The following is an 18,613-nucleotide window of genomic DNA, read 5'->3' on the forward strand; positions in this document are numbered from 1 at the left end:
GACGTTCGAGTTTAGCGGCAGACGGGTTTCGCGGCCAATGGAGCGCCGTCTAGCGCGTCAGCAGGTAGTGCAGGGCGAGGCGGTAGGAGCCGAAGCCGAAGCCCGCGATGACGCCCGTGGCCACGCCCGAGATGACGCTCGTGTGGCGGAAGCGTTCGCGCGCGTGGGGGTTCGAGATGTGCACCTCGACGAGCGGGATGTCGGCCGTGTGCAGCTGGGCCGCGGCATCTCGAAGCCCGTAGCTGTAGTGCGTGAACGCCGCGGGGTTGAGGATGACGGGGGTGCGCGTGTCGACGGCCTCGTGCAACCAGTGGATGAGCTCGGACTCGTCGTCGGTTTGGCGGAGGTCGATCGACACGGGAGTCGATGTGTCGGCGCCCCCGGTTGCGCCCGCCGCCCGTGCTGCGTCCTCAGTCAGCGCCGCGCGGAGCGACTCAAGGTCGGCCGAACCGTAGACGTCGGGTTCACGCGAGCCCAGGCGCCCGAGGTTGGGGCCGTTGAGAACCAGGATGCGGTCGGTCATGCCTGTCAGCGTAGCGCCGCTCACGACGCGATCTCTTGGTACGCGGCGAAGAGCAGCGAGGTGTCGGGGCTCGTGAGCACCGTCGGTTTGCCGATCTCGTCCAACACGATGAAGCGCAGCATGCCCGAGCGCACCTTCTTGTCCTTCTTCATGGTGGCGAGGAGGGTGGGCCAGCGACCGGCCGGGTATTCATGCGGGAGGGACAGCGAATCGAGGATGCGGCGGTGGCGGTCGACGGCCTCGTCGGAGAGGCGACCAGCCAAGCGCGAGAGCTCGGCGGCGAACATCATGCCGACGCCGACGGCCGCGCCGTGCCGCCACTGATAGCGCTCGGCGTGCTCGACGGCGTGGCCGAGGGTGTGGCCGTAGTTGAGTATTTCTCGGAGGCCGGCCTCGCGGAAGTCCTCGCCGACGACGCGCGCCTTCAGGCCGATGGCCAGCTCGATGACGCGACGAAACTCGGGAGTGGACGGATCGGTGGCGCGGTCGACATCCGCTTCGACGATGTCGAGGATCTCGGTCTCGGCGATGAAACCGGCCTTGACCACCTCGGCGAACCCGGCGAGGATCTCGTTCTTCGGCAGGCTGTCGAGCAGGTCGAGGTCGGCGAGGACGGCGGCGGGGGCGTAGAACGACCCGACCAGGTTCTTGCCCTCGTTGGTGTTGATGCCGGTCTTGCCGCCGATGGAGGCGTCGACCATGCCGAGTACGGTGGTGGGGATCTGGATGAGGCGCACGCCGCGCAGCCAGGTGGCGGCGACGAAGCCGGCGAGGTCGGTGACCGCTCCTCCCCCGAAGCCGATGACGGCGTCGGTGCGGGCGAAGTCGGCCTGGCCGAGGATCTGCCAGCAGAAGGCGGCCACCTCGACGCGTTTAGCGCCCTCGGCGTCGGGGACCTCGGCGAGCAGAACCTCGTAGTGTTCGCTGAGCTCGGCGCGCAACTTCTCGGCCTTCGCGCCGACCGTGGGAGTGTGCACGATGAGCACCTTGCGCACGGCGTCGCCGAGGTCGATGGGCAGGTCGCCCAGGATGGCGCGGCCGATGCGGATCGGGTACGGGGTCGTTCCCGGCACCTCGATCACGGTCGTGCCGGTGGTGGCAGTGGCGCCAGTTGTGCCAGATGTACCGGAGGCGCCGGTCGTGTCGGTGGTGCCTGTGGCGCCAGTTGCGCCGGAGGCGCCTCCCGTGCTGTCGGCCGTGCCGTTGTCGGTGCCGTTATCGGTGGTGCTCATGCTTTCTCCTTCGCCCAGGTGGCGATGCGATCGGCGATCTGCATGATCGGGCCGGTCGATGTGTCGAATGTGACGCTTGCGAGCGACTCGTAGATGTGGGCGCGTTCGTCGTAGATGCGTTGCCAGTTCTCGATGCCGTCGGCGAGCAGGGGCCGGGCGTCGGTCGTGATGCGGGCTGCGACGGCTTCGGCCGTCACGGTCAACAGGACGACGGGATGCTGGCGCAGATCGTTTTGGGTGTCCTCATCGAGGATGGCTCCCCCTCCGAGTGAGACGACCGCCTTCTCAGTCAGGGCCTGGCTTACGGCCTCGCGCTCCAGGCGGCGGAAGTACTCTTCGCCGTGCTCGCGGAAGATGTCCGTGATCGGGCCGTGCTGGGCCACGACGCGTTTGTCGGTGTCGACGAACGGAACGCCCAGCGTGCGGGCGACCCGACGTCCGACCTTCGTCTTGCCGCTTCCCATCGGCCCGATGAGCACGACCGGGAGCGGCGGATGCTCGGCCACGATCCCTACGCTCCGGCGCGGGTCTCAGCGCCGCTGTTGTTGTCGATGTCGCTGTCGTGGCCGGTGGCGACGTCAGTGCTGATGTCGTTGCCGTAGTCGTTATCGGTGCTCGGGGTCGTTCCCCAGTCGCTCGGCGGTGCGACGGTGGCGTCCTGTCCGGTGCGAAGTTCGGCGGGGATGGCGGCCAGGTAGGCCTTCAGATTGCGGCGCGTCTCCTCGATGGAGTCGCCACCGAACTTCTCGAGCACCGAGTTCGCGAGGACGAGCGCCACCATGGCCTCGGCCACGACACCCGCGGCGGGCACGGCGCACACGTCGGAACGCTGGTGGTGCGCGCCCGCTGCCTCGCCGGTTGCGACATCCACCGTGCGGAGCGAGTGCGGAACCGTGGCGATGGGCTTCATGCCGGCGCGCACGCGCAGAACGGTGCCGGTCGACATGCCGCCCTCGGTGCCACCCGCTTTATCGCTCGAGCGCAGGATCTCGTCGCCGATCTGGAACAGCTCGTCGTGGGCTTCGCTGCCGCGGCGCGTGGTGGTGAGGAAACCGTCGCCGATCTCGACGCCCTTGATGGCCTGGATGCCCATGAGCGCCTGGGCCAGCTGGCCGTCGAGGCGGCGGTCCCAGTGCACGTGCGAGCCCAGCCCGGGGGGAAGGTTGTAGGCGAGCACCTCGACGACACCGCCCAGCGTGTCACCCGTGTGCTTGGCGTCGTCGACCTCGGAAACCATGCGCGCGCTCGTGGCGGCGTCGAAGCAGCGCAGCGGGTCGGCGTCGAGCGCGTCGACATCGGACGGCTTCGGCAGAGCGGAGCCTTCGGGCACGCGAACGGGCCCGATCGAAAGCGTGTGGCTGACGAGCTCGATGCCGAGTTCGCCCAGGAAGGAGCGGGCGACGGCGCCCAGGGCGACGCGCGCGGCCGTTTCGCGGGCGCTGGCGCGCTCGAGGATGGGCCGGGCCTCGTCGAAACCGTACTTCTGCATGCCCACCAGGTCGGCGTGGCCGGGGCGCGGGCGCGTGAGCGGCGCGTTGCGGCCGCGAGATGTCTCGGTGGCCTCGACTTTTTCGGGGCTCATGACCTCGACCCATTTGGGCCATTCGGTGTTGCCGATGCGCAGGGCGATGGGGCTGCCGAGGCTTTCACCGTGGCGCACGCCGCCCGAGATGGTGAGCTGGTCCTCTTCGAACTTCATGCGCGAGCCGCGCCCGTAGCCGAGTTTGCGGCGGGCGAGATCGGCGCGGATGGAGTCGAGTGATACGGGAATCCCGGCAGGCAGACCCTCGATGATGGCAACGAGTTCTGGGCCATGGGACTCGCCTGCGGTGAGCCAACGAAGCATTGTTCCATCCTTCCACATCCGCTGGGCGTGCCCTCGCAGATGACGGCTCCGATGCGGCCCGTTCCCGTTGTCGCGGGCTCTCCCTACGTCGCGGGGCGCGAGATGCCGACGGCGGCGAACATCGCGCTGAGGATGGCGGCTTCGTCGGGCAGCACGGCGAGGGGATCGCCGAGCACGAAGATGCGCACCTGGACGAGGGCCTGGTGCACGAGCATGTCGAGCCCGCTGGCTGCGCGGCTGCCGTGCGCGGCCCACTGTTGTCCGAGCACACTCGGCCAGGGGTCGTAGGCGACGTCGAGCAGTGTCGAGCGGGCGATCAGCTCGTCGGGCAGTGGATGCTCGAGCGAGGCCGTGCCCGGAAGCGTCGAGATGACGGCATCCACATCCTCGAGGTCAGCCCAGCCTGTCGGGAGTTCGCGCACGCGGAGCGCCACACCGAGTTCGTCGGCGACGTCGTGGAGCGGCTCGGCTCGCTGCGCCGAGCGCGCGGCCACCGTGACGTCACGCGCGCCCAGTTGTGCCAGCGCGGCCAGTGCGGAGGCGGCGGTCGCGCCGGCGCCCAGGACGAGTCCGTGGCCGACGCTCGACGTTCCCGCGTCGCGCAGTGCGCCGACGATGCCCGCGACATCGGTGTTGAACCCGTGGATGCGGCGGTCGGGCGCGTCGTCGAGCAGCAACGTGTTGACGGCCCCCGTGACCTGCGCTGTGCGGTCGAGCGTGTCGGACAGCGTGAACGCCTGCTGCTTGAGGGGCATGGTGAGCGAGAGCCCGCGCCACTCGGACCCGAGGGCCGAGACGACATCGGCGAGCTGTGCGACCTCGACCTGGCGCCGGTCGTAGATCCAATCCAGGCCCAGCGCGCGATAGGCCGCGACGTGCAAATCGGGCGATTTCGAGTGCTCGATGGGCGATCCGAACACGGCGAGTCGGCGAGAGTCCGATGAGGCTCCCCCGGTCGCGGTGGCCGACGAGGCGACGCCGGCGTCGGCCGTCTCGCTACCCGCCATAGTCGGGGTTGTCCTTCATCCACTGCTGCCACTTGCGCACGCCGGCCTCGTGCTCTTCGAGCGTGTTCGAGAAGACGGTCTCGCCGGTTTCGAGGTTCCAGGTGACGAAGTACAGCCACGAGCCGTCGGCCGGGTGCACGGCCGCGTCGATGGCGATGTCGCCGGGGTTCGAGATCGGGCCGATGACCATGCCGGGGTGCACGTAGGTGTTGTACGGGTTGTTGGCGTCGGCCCGTTCGGCGTCGGTCGTCGTGACGAGGTGCGTGTTTCCGGTGCCGTATGCAACCGTCGCGTCGGACTGCAGCAGGCCGCTCGGCCAGAGCGCCGGGTCAGACCGGTTGAGGAACACGCGAGCGACCTTCGGGTAGTCGTCGCGCAGTCCGGCCTCGCGCTGCACGAGCGCCGCGAGCACGACGGTCTTCCAGCGGTTCTCGGGCGCGACCCCGGCCTTGTCCAGCGCCTCGTACATGCGGTCGACGAGGCGCTTGAGGATGTCGTGCGCCGGGGTGTTCGGTTCGAACTCGTAGGTCGCCGGGAACAGGAAACCTTCGAGCGTCTTCGCCTCGGCGGGAAGCCCGAACGAGGCCGTATCGGCCGCGGCAGCGTTGAGGTCGTCGACGGAGACGCCGGTGCCCGACGAGATGAGGTCGAACGCATCCTTCATGGCGGTGCCCTCGGGGATGACGAAACCGTTCGCCTGCTTCGACGCCGGGTCTTGCAGGGCATCCAGTGCTGCTTGCGCGCTCATCTTCTTGGCCAGGGCATAGGTGCCGGGCTGGAACACGGGCGCGTCGGCCTGGGCCAGCAGAAGCTGGTAGAACGCGTCCTGGGATGCGATGACGCCCTCGTCTTTGAGTGTCTTCGCGATGTCAGAGCCGTTGTCGCCCGAGATGATGGTGACGAGGACTTCGCCGCTACCGGACCCTTCGTAGTCGTCGGGCTCGTTCGTGGCGAAGATCGAGGTAATGCCGGGCACGATGGCGTTCCAGGCGTAGACGCCTCCACCGACGATGAGGGCGAGCACGACCACGATGACGATGCCGGCGATGAGACCTTTGCGGCTCTTCTTCTCGTGCTGGTCGTATTCGAGGTGCGTCGAGCGACGGCGATCCGAGCGCGAGGAGGTCGAGGCAGCGGAGCCGGCGGCGGCCGGCTCGTCGCCCGGTGTGGTGTCGACCGCGCCGGTGATGACGCGCAACCACTCGGCGTCGGAGGGGTCGTGACGCTTGGTGGTGTCTGAAGAGTCATTGGCGGCGCCATCCGCGGAGACATCCCCTGCGCGATCCGCCTTCTGGTCGGAGGATGCGGCCGACGAGGCGTCTTTGCCTGCGGTCCGGTCGGGTCGGCCAGCGCTCGTCTCGGAAGCGGGCCGTCCCGAGGCCTCCGCGTCGCGCGGCGTTACGCTCGGCATCGAGCCGTGCGTCGCGGCCCGGCGCGCTGAAACGGGTGATGCCTGCTCGGCGGCGGCGGCTTCCGCATCGGCCTCGGCTCGCGCCCGGCGATCTTCGGCCTGAGCGCGGCGGGATCGTTCCTCACGCTGCAGGCGCTCGTCGGAGCTCTGGCGCTGCGTTCGCCCACCGTCGTTCGGAGCGGCCGCTTGCTTCTCTGATACGCGCGCCCGAACGGCTTCATTCTCGCGCCCGGACCGCGCGCGGATTTCTGCTGCAGCCTCGGCGCGCGCCGCTTCGTCGCGACGGCGTCGTTCCGCATCATTCGAACGGTCGGTGTCAGCCGATGTCTCGCGTTCGGCCTCGGCCCGCTCGGCTGCCTCACGGCGTTCGCGCCGAGACAGCTCGCGTTTCGATCCCGCGGCGCCCGAGGGGGAAGCGCTGTCGGAATTACCGAAGATGTGATGGAACGGGTCTTGAGAGTCGGGTTTCTCAGCCACGAATGGGGGGTCCTTCGTTCGGGGCGACGATCACGCCGGGCGGCGTGCCACCACCGCGCTCAGCGTCGAGGGCGTGTTGCAAAATGATGACCGCTGCGACTTGATCGACAATCTTACGGCTCGACTTCTGGCTCTTTCCTGAAACCCGGAGCGCCGAGTGCGCGGACACCGTCGAGAGGCGCTCGTCGACCAGCCGAACCGGCCGCGGGCTTGCCGCGGCGAGTCGGGCGGCGAACTCGAGTGCGTCGGCCGTGGACGCCGTGTGGGTGCCCGAGAGCGACAGTGGTAGTCCGACGACGAGTTCGAGGGCATCCGCCTCGTCGGCGATGGCCATGATGCGCTGTATGTCGGAACCGCCGTCACCCGCACGAGCCACCGTTTCGACGGGCGTCGCGAGCATGGCGAATCTGTCGCTCTGGGCGACCCCGATGCGCACTTTGCCCACATCGACGCCGATGCGGATGCCCTGCCGAACCTCGGTCATTCGCTAACGAGCCACCTGGTCGGTGATGGCGGTGAGCGCTGCGTCGATGGCCGATACGTCGGACCCGCCACCCTGTGCCAGATCGTCCTTGCCGCCACCGCCGCCGCCGAGAACCTGAGCCGCGGTCTTAGCGAGCACGCCGGCCTTGATCCCGGCGTCGCGCGCGGCTTGGTTGGTGGCGACGATCACCACGGGACGCCCGTTGACGTCGCCCGCGATGGCCGCGAGGGCCGCATCGCTGCCGAGACGCTCACGCACACTCGTGGCCAGCTGGCGGAGGTCGTCTTGCGAACCGACCGCGCCGGCGTTCTGAGCTACGACGAGGGTCTGACCGATGCGTGCCGCCGACTCGACGAGCTGCGGCACGCGCTGGCTGAGCGCCTGCGATTCGAAGGCCTGGATCTTCTTCTCGGCCTGCTTGAGGTTGGCGACGAGTTCGGCGATCTTGTCGGGGAGCTGCTCGCGGGGCGTCTTGAGCGATGACGTGAGCTCGTTGACGAGTGCACGCTCGGCAGCCAGGTCGCGGAACGCTTCCAGGCCGACGAGGGACTCGACGCGACGGTTGGTGGAACCCACCGACGACTCGCTGACGAGGCTGATCAAACCGATCTCGGAGCTTCGCTCGACGTGGGTTCCCGCGCACAATTCGCGCGACCAGGGCCCGCCGATGTCGACGACGCGAACGACGTCGCCGTATTTCTCGCCGAACAGAGCCATGGCGCCGAGGGATTTCGCCTCGTCGATGGGCAACTCTCGCGTGACGACCTCGAGGTTGTCGCGCACGGCGTTGTTCGAGATCTCTTCGATCTCGCTGCGGGTCTCGGGCGAGAGCGCCTGGTTCCACGAGAAGTCGAGTCGCAGGTAACCGGCCTTGTTGTATGAGCCCGACTGGTGGGCGTTGGGGCCGAGGACCTGACGCAGAGCGGCGTGGATGAGGTGGGTGCCCGAGTGCGCCTGTCGTGCGCCGCGGCGGTAGTTCGGGTCGACGACGCTCGTGGCGACATCGTCGACACCGACCTCGCCGAACGTGACCTGCACCTTGTGGCTGATGAGCCCCTTGATTGGCTTCTGCACGTCGAGCACCTCGAGTTCGAACCCGGCGCCCACGATGAGGCCCTGGTCGGCGTCCTGGCCGCCCGACTCGGCGTACAGCGACGTCTCGGCGAGGATGACCTCGGCGATGTCACCGGCTTGGGCCTTCTGCACGGATTCGCCGTCGACGATGAGCCCGAGTACGCGCGACTCGGTCTGCAGTTCGGTGTAACCCGTGAACGTCGTCTCGCCGTGAGCGCGGAAGGCGCCATAGACGGAGAGGTCGGCCAGAGCCGTCTTCTTCGACTTGGCGTCGGCTTTCGCGCGCTGACGCTGCTCGCTCATCAGGCTGTCGAACGACGTACGGTCGACCGTGAAGCCCGCTTCCTGAGCGATCTCGAGCGTGAGGTCGATGGGGAAACCGTAGGTGTCGTGCAGCAGGAAGGCGGTATTGCCGGGCAGCGTCTGCGCGCCCGTCTGCTTTGTTTTGTCGACGGCCAAGTCGAGGATGGTCGTGCCGCTGGCGAGCGTGCGGAGGAACGTCTCCTCTTCGCCGTAGGCGACCTGCGAGATGCGCGAGAAGTCGGTGTCGACCTCGGGGTAGGCGGCCATCATGGCCTGACGCGACGCGTCGAACAGCTCGGGGAACGTCGCGGTGTCGACGCCCAGCAGGCGCATGGCGCGCACCGTGCGCCGCATGAGGCGGCGGAGGATGTAACCGCGGCCCTCGTTCGACGGCGTCACTCCATCGCTCATGAGCATGAGCGACGAGCGCACGTGATCGGCGATGACGCGCATGCGGATGTCGTCGCCGTGGTCGGCGCCATAGCGACGGCCGCTCAGATCGGCGGCGCGATCGAGAACCGGGCGGACCTGGTCGATCTCGTACATGTTCTCGACGCCCTGCTTGAGGAAAGCGACGCGCTCGAGACCCATGCCGGTGTCGATGTTCTTCTTGGGCAGCTCGCTGACGATGCGGAAGTCTGTCTTGCTCTGCACGTTGTCGACGAGGTACTGCATGAACACGAGGTTCCAGATCTCGACGTACCGGTCGTCATCCGTTGCCGGGCCACCGTCGCGGCCGTAAGCGGGGCCGCGGTCGAAGAAGATCTCGGAGCAGGGCCCGGCGGGGCCGGCTTGACCCGTCGACCAATAGTTGGTGTCGGCGCCGAGGCGCTGGATGCGCTCGTCGGGCAAACCGGCGATCTTCTTCCACAGCGAGATCGCTTCGTCGTCGTCTTTGTAGACCGTGACCCACAGGTCTTTGGGGTCGAAGCCGTAGCCGCCGTCGGACTCGGACGACGTGAGCAGCTCCCACGCGTAGCCGATGGCGCCTTCTTTGAAGTAGTCGCCGAAGGAGAAGTTGCCGTTCATTTGGAAGAACGTGCCGTGACGCGGGGTCTTGCCGACCTCTTCGATGTCACTCGTGCGGATGCACTTCTGCACGCTCGTCGCGCGCGGGTAGGGCGCGGGCACCAGGCCGGTGAGGTAGGGCACGAACGGCACCATGCCGGCCACCGTGAACAGGAGGGTGGGGTCGTCGCTGACGAGGGAGGCCGAGGGGACGACTGTGTGCGAACGCTCGCCGAAGAAGTCGAGCCAGCGCTGACGAATGTCTGCTGTTTTCATGATTCCGTTCAGGTGGTGCGGATGGGGGCGTGCCTTTGGCCGATGGGGACGATCGGCCGGCACCGCGGTTGACGCTTAGTTTTTGCGAAGCTCGTCGAGGGTCTCTTGCGCCTCGTCGACGATGGTGTCGATGCGTTCTTTGAGCTCGGCTTCGCGTTCTTTGTAGGCGTCGCCGATCGTCTCGGTGAACTCGCGGATGCGGGAGTCGACGTCTTCGAAGAAGTCGCGACCACGTTGGCTCTTGTTGATCTCGTGGGCGACCACGAAACCGGCACCAACGCCCACGATCAGCCAGAAGACGTTCTTCATGCGTTTCTCCTCAGAGTCGACGATCAGGGACAGCCTGACAATCCTAGCCGGATGCTTCCCGCCCATCCCGTCGGCACAGGGACCCGGGAGAAAACACTCTTAATCCGACTGTGAAGAACGATCTGCAGGCCCGTTGTCTCGGGCGGGAACGCCGAAGGGGGCCACGGACGAACCGTGACCCCCTTCGGGCTGAACTCTGTGTCGGACTAGCGCGCGGCGTAGTACTCGACGACGAGCTGAACTTCACACGTGACGGGAACTTCGGCACGCTTCGGGCGACGAACGAGTCGCGCCTGGAGCTTGTCGAGCTCGACCTCGAGGTAACCCGGAACCTTGGGCAGAACCTCGGCGTGACCGCCGGCGGCTGCGACCTGGAAGGGCTCGAGGCCTTCGCTGCGCTCCTTGACGTGCACGAGCTGACCCGGCTTCACGCGGAAGGACGGGCGGTCGACGAGCTGGCCGTCGACGAGGATGTGACGGTGCACGACGAGCTGGCGAGCCTGCGAGGTGGAGCGGGCGAAACCGGCGCGCAGGATGACAGCGTCGAGACGCATCTCGAGCAGCTCGACCAGGTTTTCACCGGTCAGGCCGTCGGCGCGACGAGCTTCCTGGAACGCGATCTTGAGCTGCTTCTCGCGGATGCCGTACTGGGCGCGCAGACGCTGCTTCTCGCGCAGACGAACGGCGTAGTCGGAGTCGGCCTTGCGCTTGGTGCGGCCGTGCTCACCGGGAGCGTAGGGACGCTTCTCGAGGTACTTCGCTGCCTTCGGGGTGAGGGCGATACCGAGCGACCGCGACAGGCGGGTCTTGCTACGGGTACGTGACTTGGTAGACACGGTTTCCTTTCGTGGAATTCTGAAGAGTGGATGTCAGCGCCGCTCGGCTCTCACTCGCACACACCGGGGCGCATGCAAGGGATCGCTGAGGAGCGATGCAAAATCAGAGGGGTTGACCGGGCCGTTCGGCTACAGAACGTTTCCCATCGATCGCTGGTGTCGCGCAGCCGCACGCTCAACCGGATCTTTGGCCTCATAGATCGTAGCACGACGAACGCCCGTCGACTCGGATGCTCCGACGCCGCGTTTCGCCCGCGTCACTTCTCCCCGCGCACGATGCGCATGAGCTTCGCGAGGCGGGACGACACATCGCGCTCGTTACCGTGGTTGGTGGGCGTGTAATAGCGGACGTCGCGCAGCTCGTCGGGGAGGTATTGCTGTTCCGCGACGCCCAGATCGGTGTCGTGCGGGTAGCGATAGCCCTTGCCGTGGCCGAGGCGTTTGGCACCGGCGTAATGGGCATCGCGCATGGGCTTGGGCACGCGCCCGAACGCTCCCGCTCGGACATCCGCGATGGCCTTGTCGATGGCGAGGTAGGAGGCGTTCGATTTGGCGGCCGTGGCGAGATAGACGACGGCTTGCGCGAGCGGGATGCGGCCCTCGGGCATGCCGATGAATTGGACCGCGTCGGCGGCGGCAACGGCGACACCGAGTGCGTTGGGATCGGCCATTCCGATGTCTTCGGAGGCCGAGATGATGATGCGACGGGCGATGAAGCGCGGGTCCTCCCCCGCTTCGATCATGCGCGCCAGGTAGTGCAGCGCCGCGTCGACGTCGGAACCCCTGATCGACTTGATGAACGCGCTGATGACGTCGTAGTGCTCGTCGCCGTTGCGGTCGTAACGCAGGAGCGCGCGATCGACGGCCGACGACACGATATCCGCAGTGATACGGGGCCGCGCCGGCCCGCCCGAGTCCTGTGAGCGATGGCTGGCCGCATCCGAGTCTGTATCCGAGCCTGATTCACCATTTTCCTCGTCCTCGTCCTCGTCTAAGTCGGTCTCCTCGTCCGAGGCCCCGTCGTTACCGCGGTCAATACCGTCGCCCTTGTTCTCGCTCCGGTCTGCGTCACCCGAGGCGGTCTCCTCCTGAGCGTTCTCAGCGGCCTCGACGAGGTCGGGCACAGCGTTGGCCAGCGAATCAGCGCTCACCGATGCCGCTTCGAGCGCCGTGAGCGCCCGCCGTGCATCGCCCGAGGCCAGGCGGATGATCGTGTCCATGGCTTCGTCGGTGACCTCGAAGCGCCCACCCAAGCCGCGAGGGTCGTCGACGGCCCGCTGCACGACGGTGCGCAGATCGTCGTCGCTCAACTGCTCGAGTGTGAGAAGAAGGGACCGCGAGAGAAGGGGCGAGATGACCGAGAACGAGGGGTTTTCGGTGGTTGCCGCAACGAGGATGACCCAGCCGTTCTCGACGCCGGGCAGAAGGGCGTCTTGCTGCGCCTTGGTGAAGCGGTGGATCTCGTCGAGGAACAAGACGGTAGACAAGCCGTAGAGATCGCGGCTCGTCATGGCCTCTTCCATGACCTGCCGCACGTCTTTCACGCCAGCCGTCACGGCCGACAGCTCGACGAAACGGCGCCCGGAGCTGTGCGCGATGGACTGCGCGATGGTGGTCTTACCCGTGCCGGGAGGGCCCCACAGGATGACCGAGGCAGAGCCCTTGGCGCCCGAGGCATCCGTCGCCAGACTGACGAGAGGCGAGCCGGGCTTCAGCAGATGCCGCTGCCCCGCGACCTCGTCGAGGCTCTTCGGACGCATGCGCACCGCGAGGGGTACCGCACCCGAGAACATGCCACTGCCCGCCAACGTGTGCCTCTCTGATGCCGGTCACGTGTCGTGACGCTTGTCGTGCGGCCGGAAAGAGCCGCTCGTTCAGGCTAGCCGCAACCACCGACACTGCGGATGCGGGGGCGCGCGGCATCCGCTCGGCTCGTCGTTTGTCCGCCCAAAGCTTCGAACAATAGAGTTCTCCTGGCGACACCGGACCGTCGCCGTCCGCAGCCGATGCGACCCCGCCCCTGCAGCACCGCCGAGGAGTACACGTGGCCCCCAACAAGAGCACCGATCGAGTGAGCCGTGAGTCGCGCGAACGCCTGCGCGGCTACGAGGCCCGGCAGACGGTGCACCGGCACAAGATCGCCCGCCGGCGGCGCGACAACTGGATCGCCGCGATCGCTTTCGTCGTCGTGATCGCCGCGGTCACGGGCGCGCAGATCTTCTACTTCTCCGGCGGCCCGGGCACGCCCGCCGCCACGCCGACGGCCAGCGCCACGCCGACGCCGACTCCGGGAGAAACTCCCTCCACCACCGAGAACACGGGCGACGTGCCCTCGGCCGACGTCTCGGAGAACCGCACCTGGACCGGCACGATGACCATCAACGGCATTCCGCTCGGTATCGACCTCGACGGGGCCGCGGCACCCCAGGCCGTCGCCTCCTTCGTCACCCTGGTACAAAACACGTTCTACGACGGCCTCACGTGCCACCGCCTGACGACGGGCGGCGCCGCCGTGCTCCAGTGCGGGGATCCAGAGGGAACGGGCTCCGGCGGACCCGGCTGGTCCTTCGGACCCGTCGAGAACGCGCCCGCCGACAACGTCTACCCCGCGGGAACGATCGCCATGGCCCGCCTCGGCGACAACGGTTACAGCAACGGCAGTCAGTTCTTCATCGTCTACGAAGACACCACCCTCCCGGCAGATGCAGCGGGCGGCTACACCGTGCTCGGACAGGTGACCTCTGGCCTCGACACGCTCAACACCGACGTCACGAGCAAAGGCACGGCGGATGGCTCGGGCGACGGCACCCCGGCAGTGCCCACAACCATCGACTCGATCACCGTTCAATAACGTCCCGAGTCAATCCCCGCAAGATCGGCGTTCGTGCGGACTGCCGACGTAATAGGCTGGGACCAGTTTCCGGTCGCGCGCCATGCGCGACACCCGCAGCAAGGTGAGGCACGTGTCAACTACCGAACAGCAACCGTGGGGCCGCGTCGATGAGACCGGCACCGTATTCGTCCGCGAGGGCGACGAGTGGCGCACCGTGGGGCAATATCCCGACGGAACCCCCGAAGAGGCCCTGGCCTACTTCGAGCGCAAATTCACCGACCTGGCCGGCCAGGTCACGTTGCTCGAGCAGCGGGTCAAACGCGGCGCTCCCGCGGCTGACGTGCAGAAGGCAGCCTCTCGGCTGAGCGCTGCGTTGACCGAACCCAACGCCGTGGGCGACATCGCGGCCCTGCGTGCGCGCGTCGCTGCTCTCGATACCACCGTCGAGGCGCTCACCGAGCAGCAGAGCGAAGAGGCGAAGGCCGCGGTTGCCGAGGCACTCGCCTACCGTGAGTCGATCGTCGTCGAGGCCGAATCGCTCGCCGCCGGCGACCCTGCCAAGACGCAGTGGAAGCAGGCCACCGAGCAGATCACCGAGCTTTTCGCCCGCTGGCAGGCCCACCAGCAAGACGGCCCGAAGCTGCCGAAGGGTGACGCGAACGAACTGTGGAAGCGGTTCCGCACCGCACGCTCCACCATCGAGGCGAACCGCCGGGCGTTCTTCGCCGAACTCGACAGCGTCCACCGCGATGCCAAGACCAAGAAGCAGAAGCTGATCGAGCGCGCCGAGGCCCTCGTACCCCAGGGTGCCGATGGCGTGCACGCCTATCGCGGTCTGCTCGACGAGTGGAAGCTCGCGGGTCGTGCCGGCAAGCGCCACGACGACGCTCTCTGGGCGCGCTTCAAGGCGGCCGGCGACGCGATCTACGGCGCGAAGTCCGAGGTCGACGCACGCGACAACGTCGAATACCAGGAGAACCTCGACCTGAAGTTGGTCTTGCTGACCGAGGCTGAGCCCATCCTCGAGATCACGGACCGCGACAAGGCCCGCCAGGCCCTCACCGCCATCCAGCGCCGCTGGGACGAGATCGGTCGCGTGCCCCGCGACCAGGTCAAGCCCGTCGAAGAGCGCCTGCGCAAGGTCGAACAGCACGTGCGCGGCCTCGACGAGGAGTTCTGGGAGAAGAACAACCCCGAGCGCAAGGCCCGTTCCGAGGGACTCGCCGGCCAGCTGAACGCGGCCATCGAGAAGCTCGAGGCCGAACTCGAAGAGGCGAAGGCCTCGGGCGACTCGGCAAAGGTCGCCGAAGCCACGGAAGCGCTTGAAGCGCGCAAGGTGTGGTTGAACGCACTGGGTTAGATCACTGCGGGTTAGGCCCCGTGGGCTAGCCCCTTCTGCAACGACGAGCTCGCGTCCCGGCATTTGACCGGACGCGAGTTCGTCCGTTAAGCCGTGGTCGCACGTCCCCCTCCGCCGTTGAAGTGGTCGCACGTCCCCCTCCACCGTCGGGGTGGTCGCGTGTCCCTTTCCACCGTCGAAGTGGTCGCGTGTCCCTCTCCACCGTCGATGGACGGGTGGGTTCTCCACAGAAGCCACGGCGGGGCGCCGACAGCGAGCTCGCTTCGTCACACTGGTGACATGGCTTACGCGCTGCCCGCGACTCTCGGACCGGATGTCCTCCCCCGGCCAGAATTGCGGGCGCTCGTGCTCGACGGCGAGTTGTGGCCGCTCGATCGCACCTTCCACGCCGTTGACGAGCCCGACCGCCCGGGCTTGCGGGCCGATGCTCTCTTCCGCGCACTCCTCCTCGACCTGTCACGCCGTCGTGGTTCGCAGCCGCAACGATACGCGAGGAGTCGGATGGCGGCGCCGCCAGCCGAGGCTCCACCGTTCGTTGCCGGCGGCCTCAGCGCGGCATGGGTGCACGGCGCGATCCTGGCCCCTCCGCGCGTGCACGAGGTGCTCGCGCGAGCCCCCGCGCGCGTTCCCGTCCCACCGCTCGCCGAGGACTGGCTGGTCGCGCAAGCGCACGTTCGCGAGGACGATGTGTGCCTCAGAGGTGGTTGGCCGGTCCTCACCGAGCTGGCAACGGGCGTGGCCATCGCCAAAACGCTGGTCGGCGCGGGCGACCCGGACGACGCGGCACGGAATCACGGACGATCTCATCCGCGGGAGCGAGACGCAGTCGCCATTCGCACGGCTGCGCTCACGGCAATCCTCGTTCTCGCCGGGCTCGACACCGTCGACACCTACCTAGCGGGAGCTCGACCGCGACGAGGAACGAGAGCGCACGAGGCGATCACGCTCATCGGGCGCATTCTGAGCAACCTGAGGAGCGACAACCTCTTCGCCGCCCAACGCGAGGCGGCTCGAGTGGTCGAGCGCGCAGACGAATGCGCAAACGAATGCACCGAGCCCGATGTCAGAGATGACTTCGTGTCGCCACGACCCGGTGCAGAGAACGTCTCTTACCGGGACGCGACCGAGGCCGCGCCGGACGCCCTCCGAACGGGACTCACAGAACAGAAACGCTCGACGCCCTTACACGATCCACGCATGAACGCGCCAGAGGAAGCTCGCGAGAGCACCTTCTGACGCGTTCTCGGGCGCTGAAAAACCCCTAGCCCGCGCTCACTCGGTAGACGTCGTAAACGGCCTCGATGCGTCGCACGGCGTTCAGCACCCGGTCGAGGTGGGTCGTGTCGCCCATTTCGAAGACGAAGCGGCTGAGCGCCAGACGGTCGCTATTGGTCGACACCGTGGCCGAGAGGATGTTCACGTGGTACTCGCTGAGCACGCGCGTGACATCGCTCAGCAGGCCCGCCCGATCGAGCGCCTCGACCTGGATCTGCACGAGGAACACGCTCTTCGAGGACGGCGCCCATTCGACCTCGATCATGCGCTCGGGTTCGTTGAGCAGCGACGCCACGTTGTGGCAATCCGCCTGGTGCACCGACACACCCGACCCTCGCGTCACGAAGCCGACGATGTCGTCACCCGGCACGGGCGTGCAACACTTCGCCAACTTCACCAGGATGTCGGGGGCGCCGCGCACCAGCACGCCGGAATCGCTGTGCGGCACCGGCCGCGTGCGACCGCGCACCGGGAAGTCGATCTCGGTGTTCTCGCTCTCGGCGTCGCCCTGCAGCAGAGCGGCGACCTTCTCGAGTACCGACTGCGTCGAGATGTGCCCCTCGCCTACGGCTGCATACAGCGCCGACACGTCTTCGTAACGCATCTGCGCCGCCACCTCGGCGAACGAATCCTGGTTCATGAGCTTTTGCAGCGGGAGGTTCTGCTTGCGCATGGCGCGGGCGATCGCATCCTTGCCCTGCTCGATGGCCTCGTCGCGTCGCTCTTTGGTGAACCATTGGCGGATCTTGTTGCGGGCACGGGTGCTGCGCACGAAGTTCAGCCAGTCCTGGCTGGGGCCCGAGTCGGGGTTCTTCGACGTGAAGACCTCGACGACGTCGCCGCTGTTCAGCTCGGTCTCGAGCGGCACCAGGCGGCCGTTGACCTTCGAGCCCATCGTGCGGTGGCCTACCTCGGTGTGCACCGCATAGGCGAAGTCGACGGGCGTCGCGCCCGCAGGCAGGCCGATGACCCGACCCTTGGGGGTGAAGACGTAGACCTCTTTGGCGCCGATCTCGAACCGCAGCGAGTCGAGGAACTCTCCCGGGTCGGCCGTCTCGGCCTGCCAGTCCGAGATGTGGGCGAGCCACGCCATGTCGGTGTCGTTGGACTTCGACGATATGGAGGGCGTCTTGCCGTTGACCCGCTCTTTGTACTTCCAGTGCGCCGCGACACCGTATTCGGCGTGCTGGTGCATCTCGTGCGTGCGGATCTGGATCTCGACGGACTTGCCGCCCGGCCCGATGACCGTGGTGTGCAGCGACTGGTACAGATTGAACTTGGGGGTCGCGATGTAGTCCTTGAACCGGCCCGGGATCGGCGTCCAGCGCGCGTGAATAGCACCCAGCACGGCGTAGCAGTCGCGCACCGAGTTGACGAGCACGCGGATGCCGACCAGGTCGTAGATGTCGTCGAACTCGCGTCCGCGCACCACCATCTTCTGGTAGATCGAGTAGTACTGCTTGGGCCGACCGACGACCTTGCCCCGGATCTTCTGCGATTTGAGGTCGTCGTTGACCGCGTCGATGACGTGCTGGACGAACTCTTCGCGCTGCGGTGTGCGCTGCCGCACGAGGCTCTCGATCTCGGCGTAGATCTTGGGATAGAGCACTGCGAACGAGAGGTCTTCGAGTTCCCACTTGATGGTCTGGATGCCGAGTCGGTGCGCGAGCGGCGCATAGATCTCGAGCGTCTCGGTCGCCTTCTTGCTGGCCTTCTCCGGAGGGACGAAGCCCCACGTGCGAGCGTTGTGCAGGCGGTCGGCGAGCTTGATGATCAGGACGCGGATGTCTTTCGACATCGCCACGATCATTTTGCGGACGGTTTCGGCCTGAGCGCTCTCGCCGTATTTGACCTTGTCGAGCTTCGTCACGCCGTCGACCAGCATGGCGACCTCGTCACCGAACTCGGCCTGCAGCTCGTCGAGGCCGTAGTCGGTGTCTTCGACGGTGTCGTGCAGCAGCGCGGCGGCGAGGGTCTTGGGGCCGATTCCGAGGTCGGCGAGGATCTGGGCGACCGCCAGCGGATGCGTGATGTAGGGCTCGCCGCTCTGGCGCTTCTGCCCGCTGTGCGCGCGGTCCGCCACGGCGTAGGCGCGCTCGAGGATCGAGAGGTCGGCCTTCGGGTGATGCAGGCGAGTCGTGCGCACGAGGCGGTCGACGGCACCGGCTGGTTGTGCCTTGGAGAAGATGCGCGGCACGAGGCGGCGCAGCGATGCGGTGGAGGACTGAACGGCCTCGGACATATTCGCTCCTCCTACGGAATGGGCAACGCTCCATTATCTCGCGAGTTCGAAGACCCGAAGACCAGCGGGAGGCCCAGCATTCCCCTGTGCGCGAAAAGAGGCCGCACCCCGAAGGAT

Annotated in this window: 15 protein-coding genes; 3 read left to right on the forward strand and 12 right to left on the reverse strand. The window is 67.2% G+C overall.

The window, feature by feature from the left end; genetic code table 11:
* Positions 1–49: 49 nt before the first annotated feature.
* The 11 genes from ALI44B_RS02815 to ALI44B_RS02865 all read right to left on the reverse strand — a co-directional run bounded on the left by ALI44B_RS02815 (position 50) and on the right by ALI44B_RS02865 (position 12,579).
* Positions 50–523: a type II 3-dehydroquinate dehydratase gene (locus ALI44B_RS02815; protein ID WP_077053232.1), complete on the reverse strand. Its 474-nt coding sequence runs from the start codon at positions 521–523 to the stop codon at positions 50–52.
* Between the two features lie 20 nt (positions 524–543).
* A complete protein-coding gene (gene aroB / locus ALI44B_RS02820; RefSeq protein WP_083709449.1) occupies positions 544–1,755 on the reverse strand; it encodes a 3-dehydroquinate synthase in 1,212 nt (403 codons plus the stop codon).
* Positions 1,752–2,261, reverse strand: a complete 510-nt coding sequence (locus ALI44B_RS02825) for a shikimate kinase (protein ID WP_353615660.1) — start codon at positions 2,259–2,261, stop codon at positions 1,752–1,754. The genes aroB and ALI44B_RS02825 overlap by 4 nt, the downstream gene beginning before the upstream one ends.
* Before the next feature lie 5 nt (positions 2,262–2,266).
* Positions 2,267–3,601 carry a chorismate synthase gene (gene aroC / locus ALI44B_RS02830; RefSeq protein WP_083709450.1) on the reverse strand — a complete coding sequence of 445 codons (1,335 nt, stop codon included), beginning with the start codon at positions 3,599–3,601 and terminating at the stop codon, positions 2,267–2,269.
* 83 nt (positions 3,602–3,684) lie between these two features.
* Positions 3,685–4,608 (reverse strand): shikimate dehydrogenase, encoded by a 924-nt coding sequence (locus tag ALI44B_RS02835; RefSeq protein ID WP_083709452.1) that lies wholly within the window; start codon positions 4,606–4,608, stop codon positions 3,685–3,687.
* Positions 4,598–6,496 carry an endolytic transglycosylase MltG gene (mltG, locus tag ALI44B_RS02840; RefSeq protein WP_238592022.1) on the reverse strand — a complete coding sequence of 633 codons (1,899 nt, stop codon included), beginning with the start codon at positions 6,494–6,496 and terminating at the stop codon, positions 4,598–4,600. The genes ALI44B_RS02835 and mltG overlap by 11 nt, the downstream gene beginning before the upstream one ends.
* Positions 6,489–6,980 carry a Holliday junction resolvase RuvX gene (gene ruvX, locus ALI44B_RS02845; protein ID WP_179100195.1) on the reverse strand — a complete coding sequence of 164 codons (492 nt, stop codon included), beginning with the start codon at positions 6,978–6,980 and terminating at the stop codon, positions 6,489–6,491. The genes mltG and ruvX overlap by 8 nt, the downstream gene beginning before the upstream one ends.
* Positions 6,981–6,983: 3 nt before the next feature.
* A complete protein-coding gene (alaS, locus tag ALI44B_RS02850; RefSeq protein ID WP_077053233.1) occupies positions 6,984–9,641 on the reverse strand; it encodes an alanine--tRNA ligase in 2,658 nt (885 codons plus the stop codon).
* Positions 9,642–9,716: 75 nt separating this feature from the next.
* Positions 9,717–9,950 (reverse strand): hypothetical protein, encoded by a 234-nt coding sequence (locus tag ALI44B_RS02855; protein WP_077053234.1) that lies wholly within the window; start codon positions 9,948–9,950, stop codon positions 9,717–9,719.
* Positions 9,951–10,156: 206 nt separating this feature from the next.
* On the reverse strand, positions 10,157–10,786 hold the full coding sequence (rpsD, locus tag ALI44B_RS02860; RefSeq protein WP_077053235.1) for a 30S ribosomal protein S4: 630 nt from the start codon (positions 10,784–10,786) through the stop codon (positions 10,157–10,159).
* Positions 10,787–11,043: 257 nt separating this feature from the next.
* A complete protein-coding gene (locus tag ALI44B_RS02865) occupies positions 11,044–12,579 on the reverse strand; it encodes a replication-associated recombination protein A (protein WP_083709453.1) in 1,536 nt (511 codons plus the stop codon).
* Between the two features lie 251 nt (positions 12,580–12,830).
* Here ALI44B_RS02865 and ALI44B_RS02870 point away from each other — a divergent pair, with 251 nt between their 5' ends.
* From ALI44B_RS02870 to ALI44B_RS02880, 3 genes are all read left to right on the forward strand, one after another.
* On the forward strand, positions 12,831–13,637 hold the full coding sequence (locus ALI44B_RS02870; protein ID WP_077053236.1) for a peptidylprolyl isomerase: 807 nt from the start codon (positions 12,831–12,833) through the stop codon (positions 13,635–13,637).
* A gap of 82 nt (positions 13,638–13,719) precedes the next feature.
* Complete coding sequence (locus tag ALI44B_RS02875; protein ID WP_083709454.1) at positions 13,720–14,979, forward strand: DUF349 domain-containing protein; 1,260 nt, start codon at positions 13,720–13,722, stop codon at positions 14,977–14,979.
* Between the two features lie 279 nt (positions 14,980–15,258).
* Positions 15,259–16,215, forward strand: coding sequence for a hypothetical protein (locus tag ALI44B_RS02880; protein WP_143458946.1), 957 nt, complete (start codon positions 15,259–15,261; stop codon positions 16,213–16,215).
* Positions 16,216–16,240: 25 nt separating this feature from the next.
* Here the strand turns inward: ALI44B_RS02880 and ALI44B_RS02885 are convergent, their stop codons facing one another.
* Positions 16,241–18,496, reverse strand: coding sequence for a RelA/SpoT family protein (locus tag ALI44B_RS02885; RefSeq protein WP_077053238.1), 2,256 nt, complete (start codon positions 18,494–18,496; stop codon positions 16,241–16,243).
* Positions 18,497–18,613: the final 117 nt, after the last annotated feature.

Origin of the sequence: Leifsonia sp. ALI-44-B, assembly GCF_001984125.1 — a bacterium.
Lineage (GTDB): Bacteria > Actinomycetota > Actinomycetes > Actinomycetales > Microbacteriaceae > Okibacterium.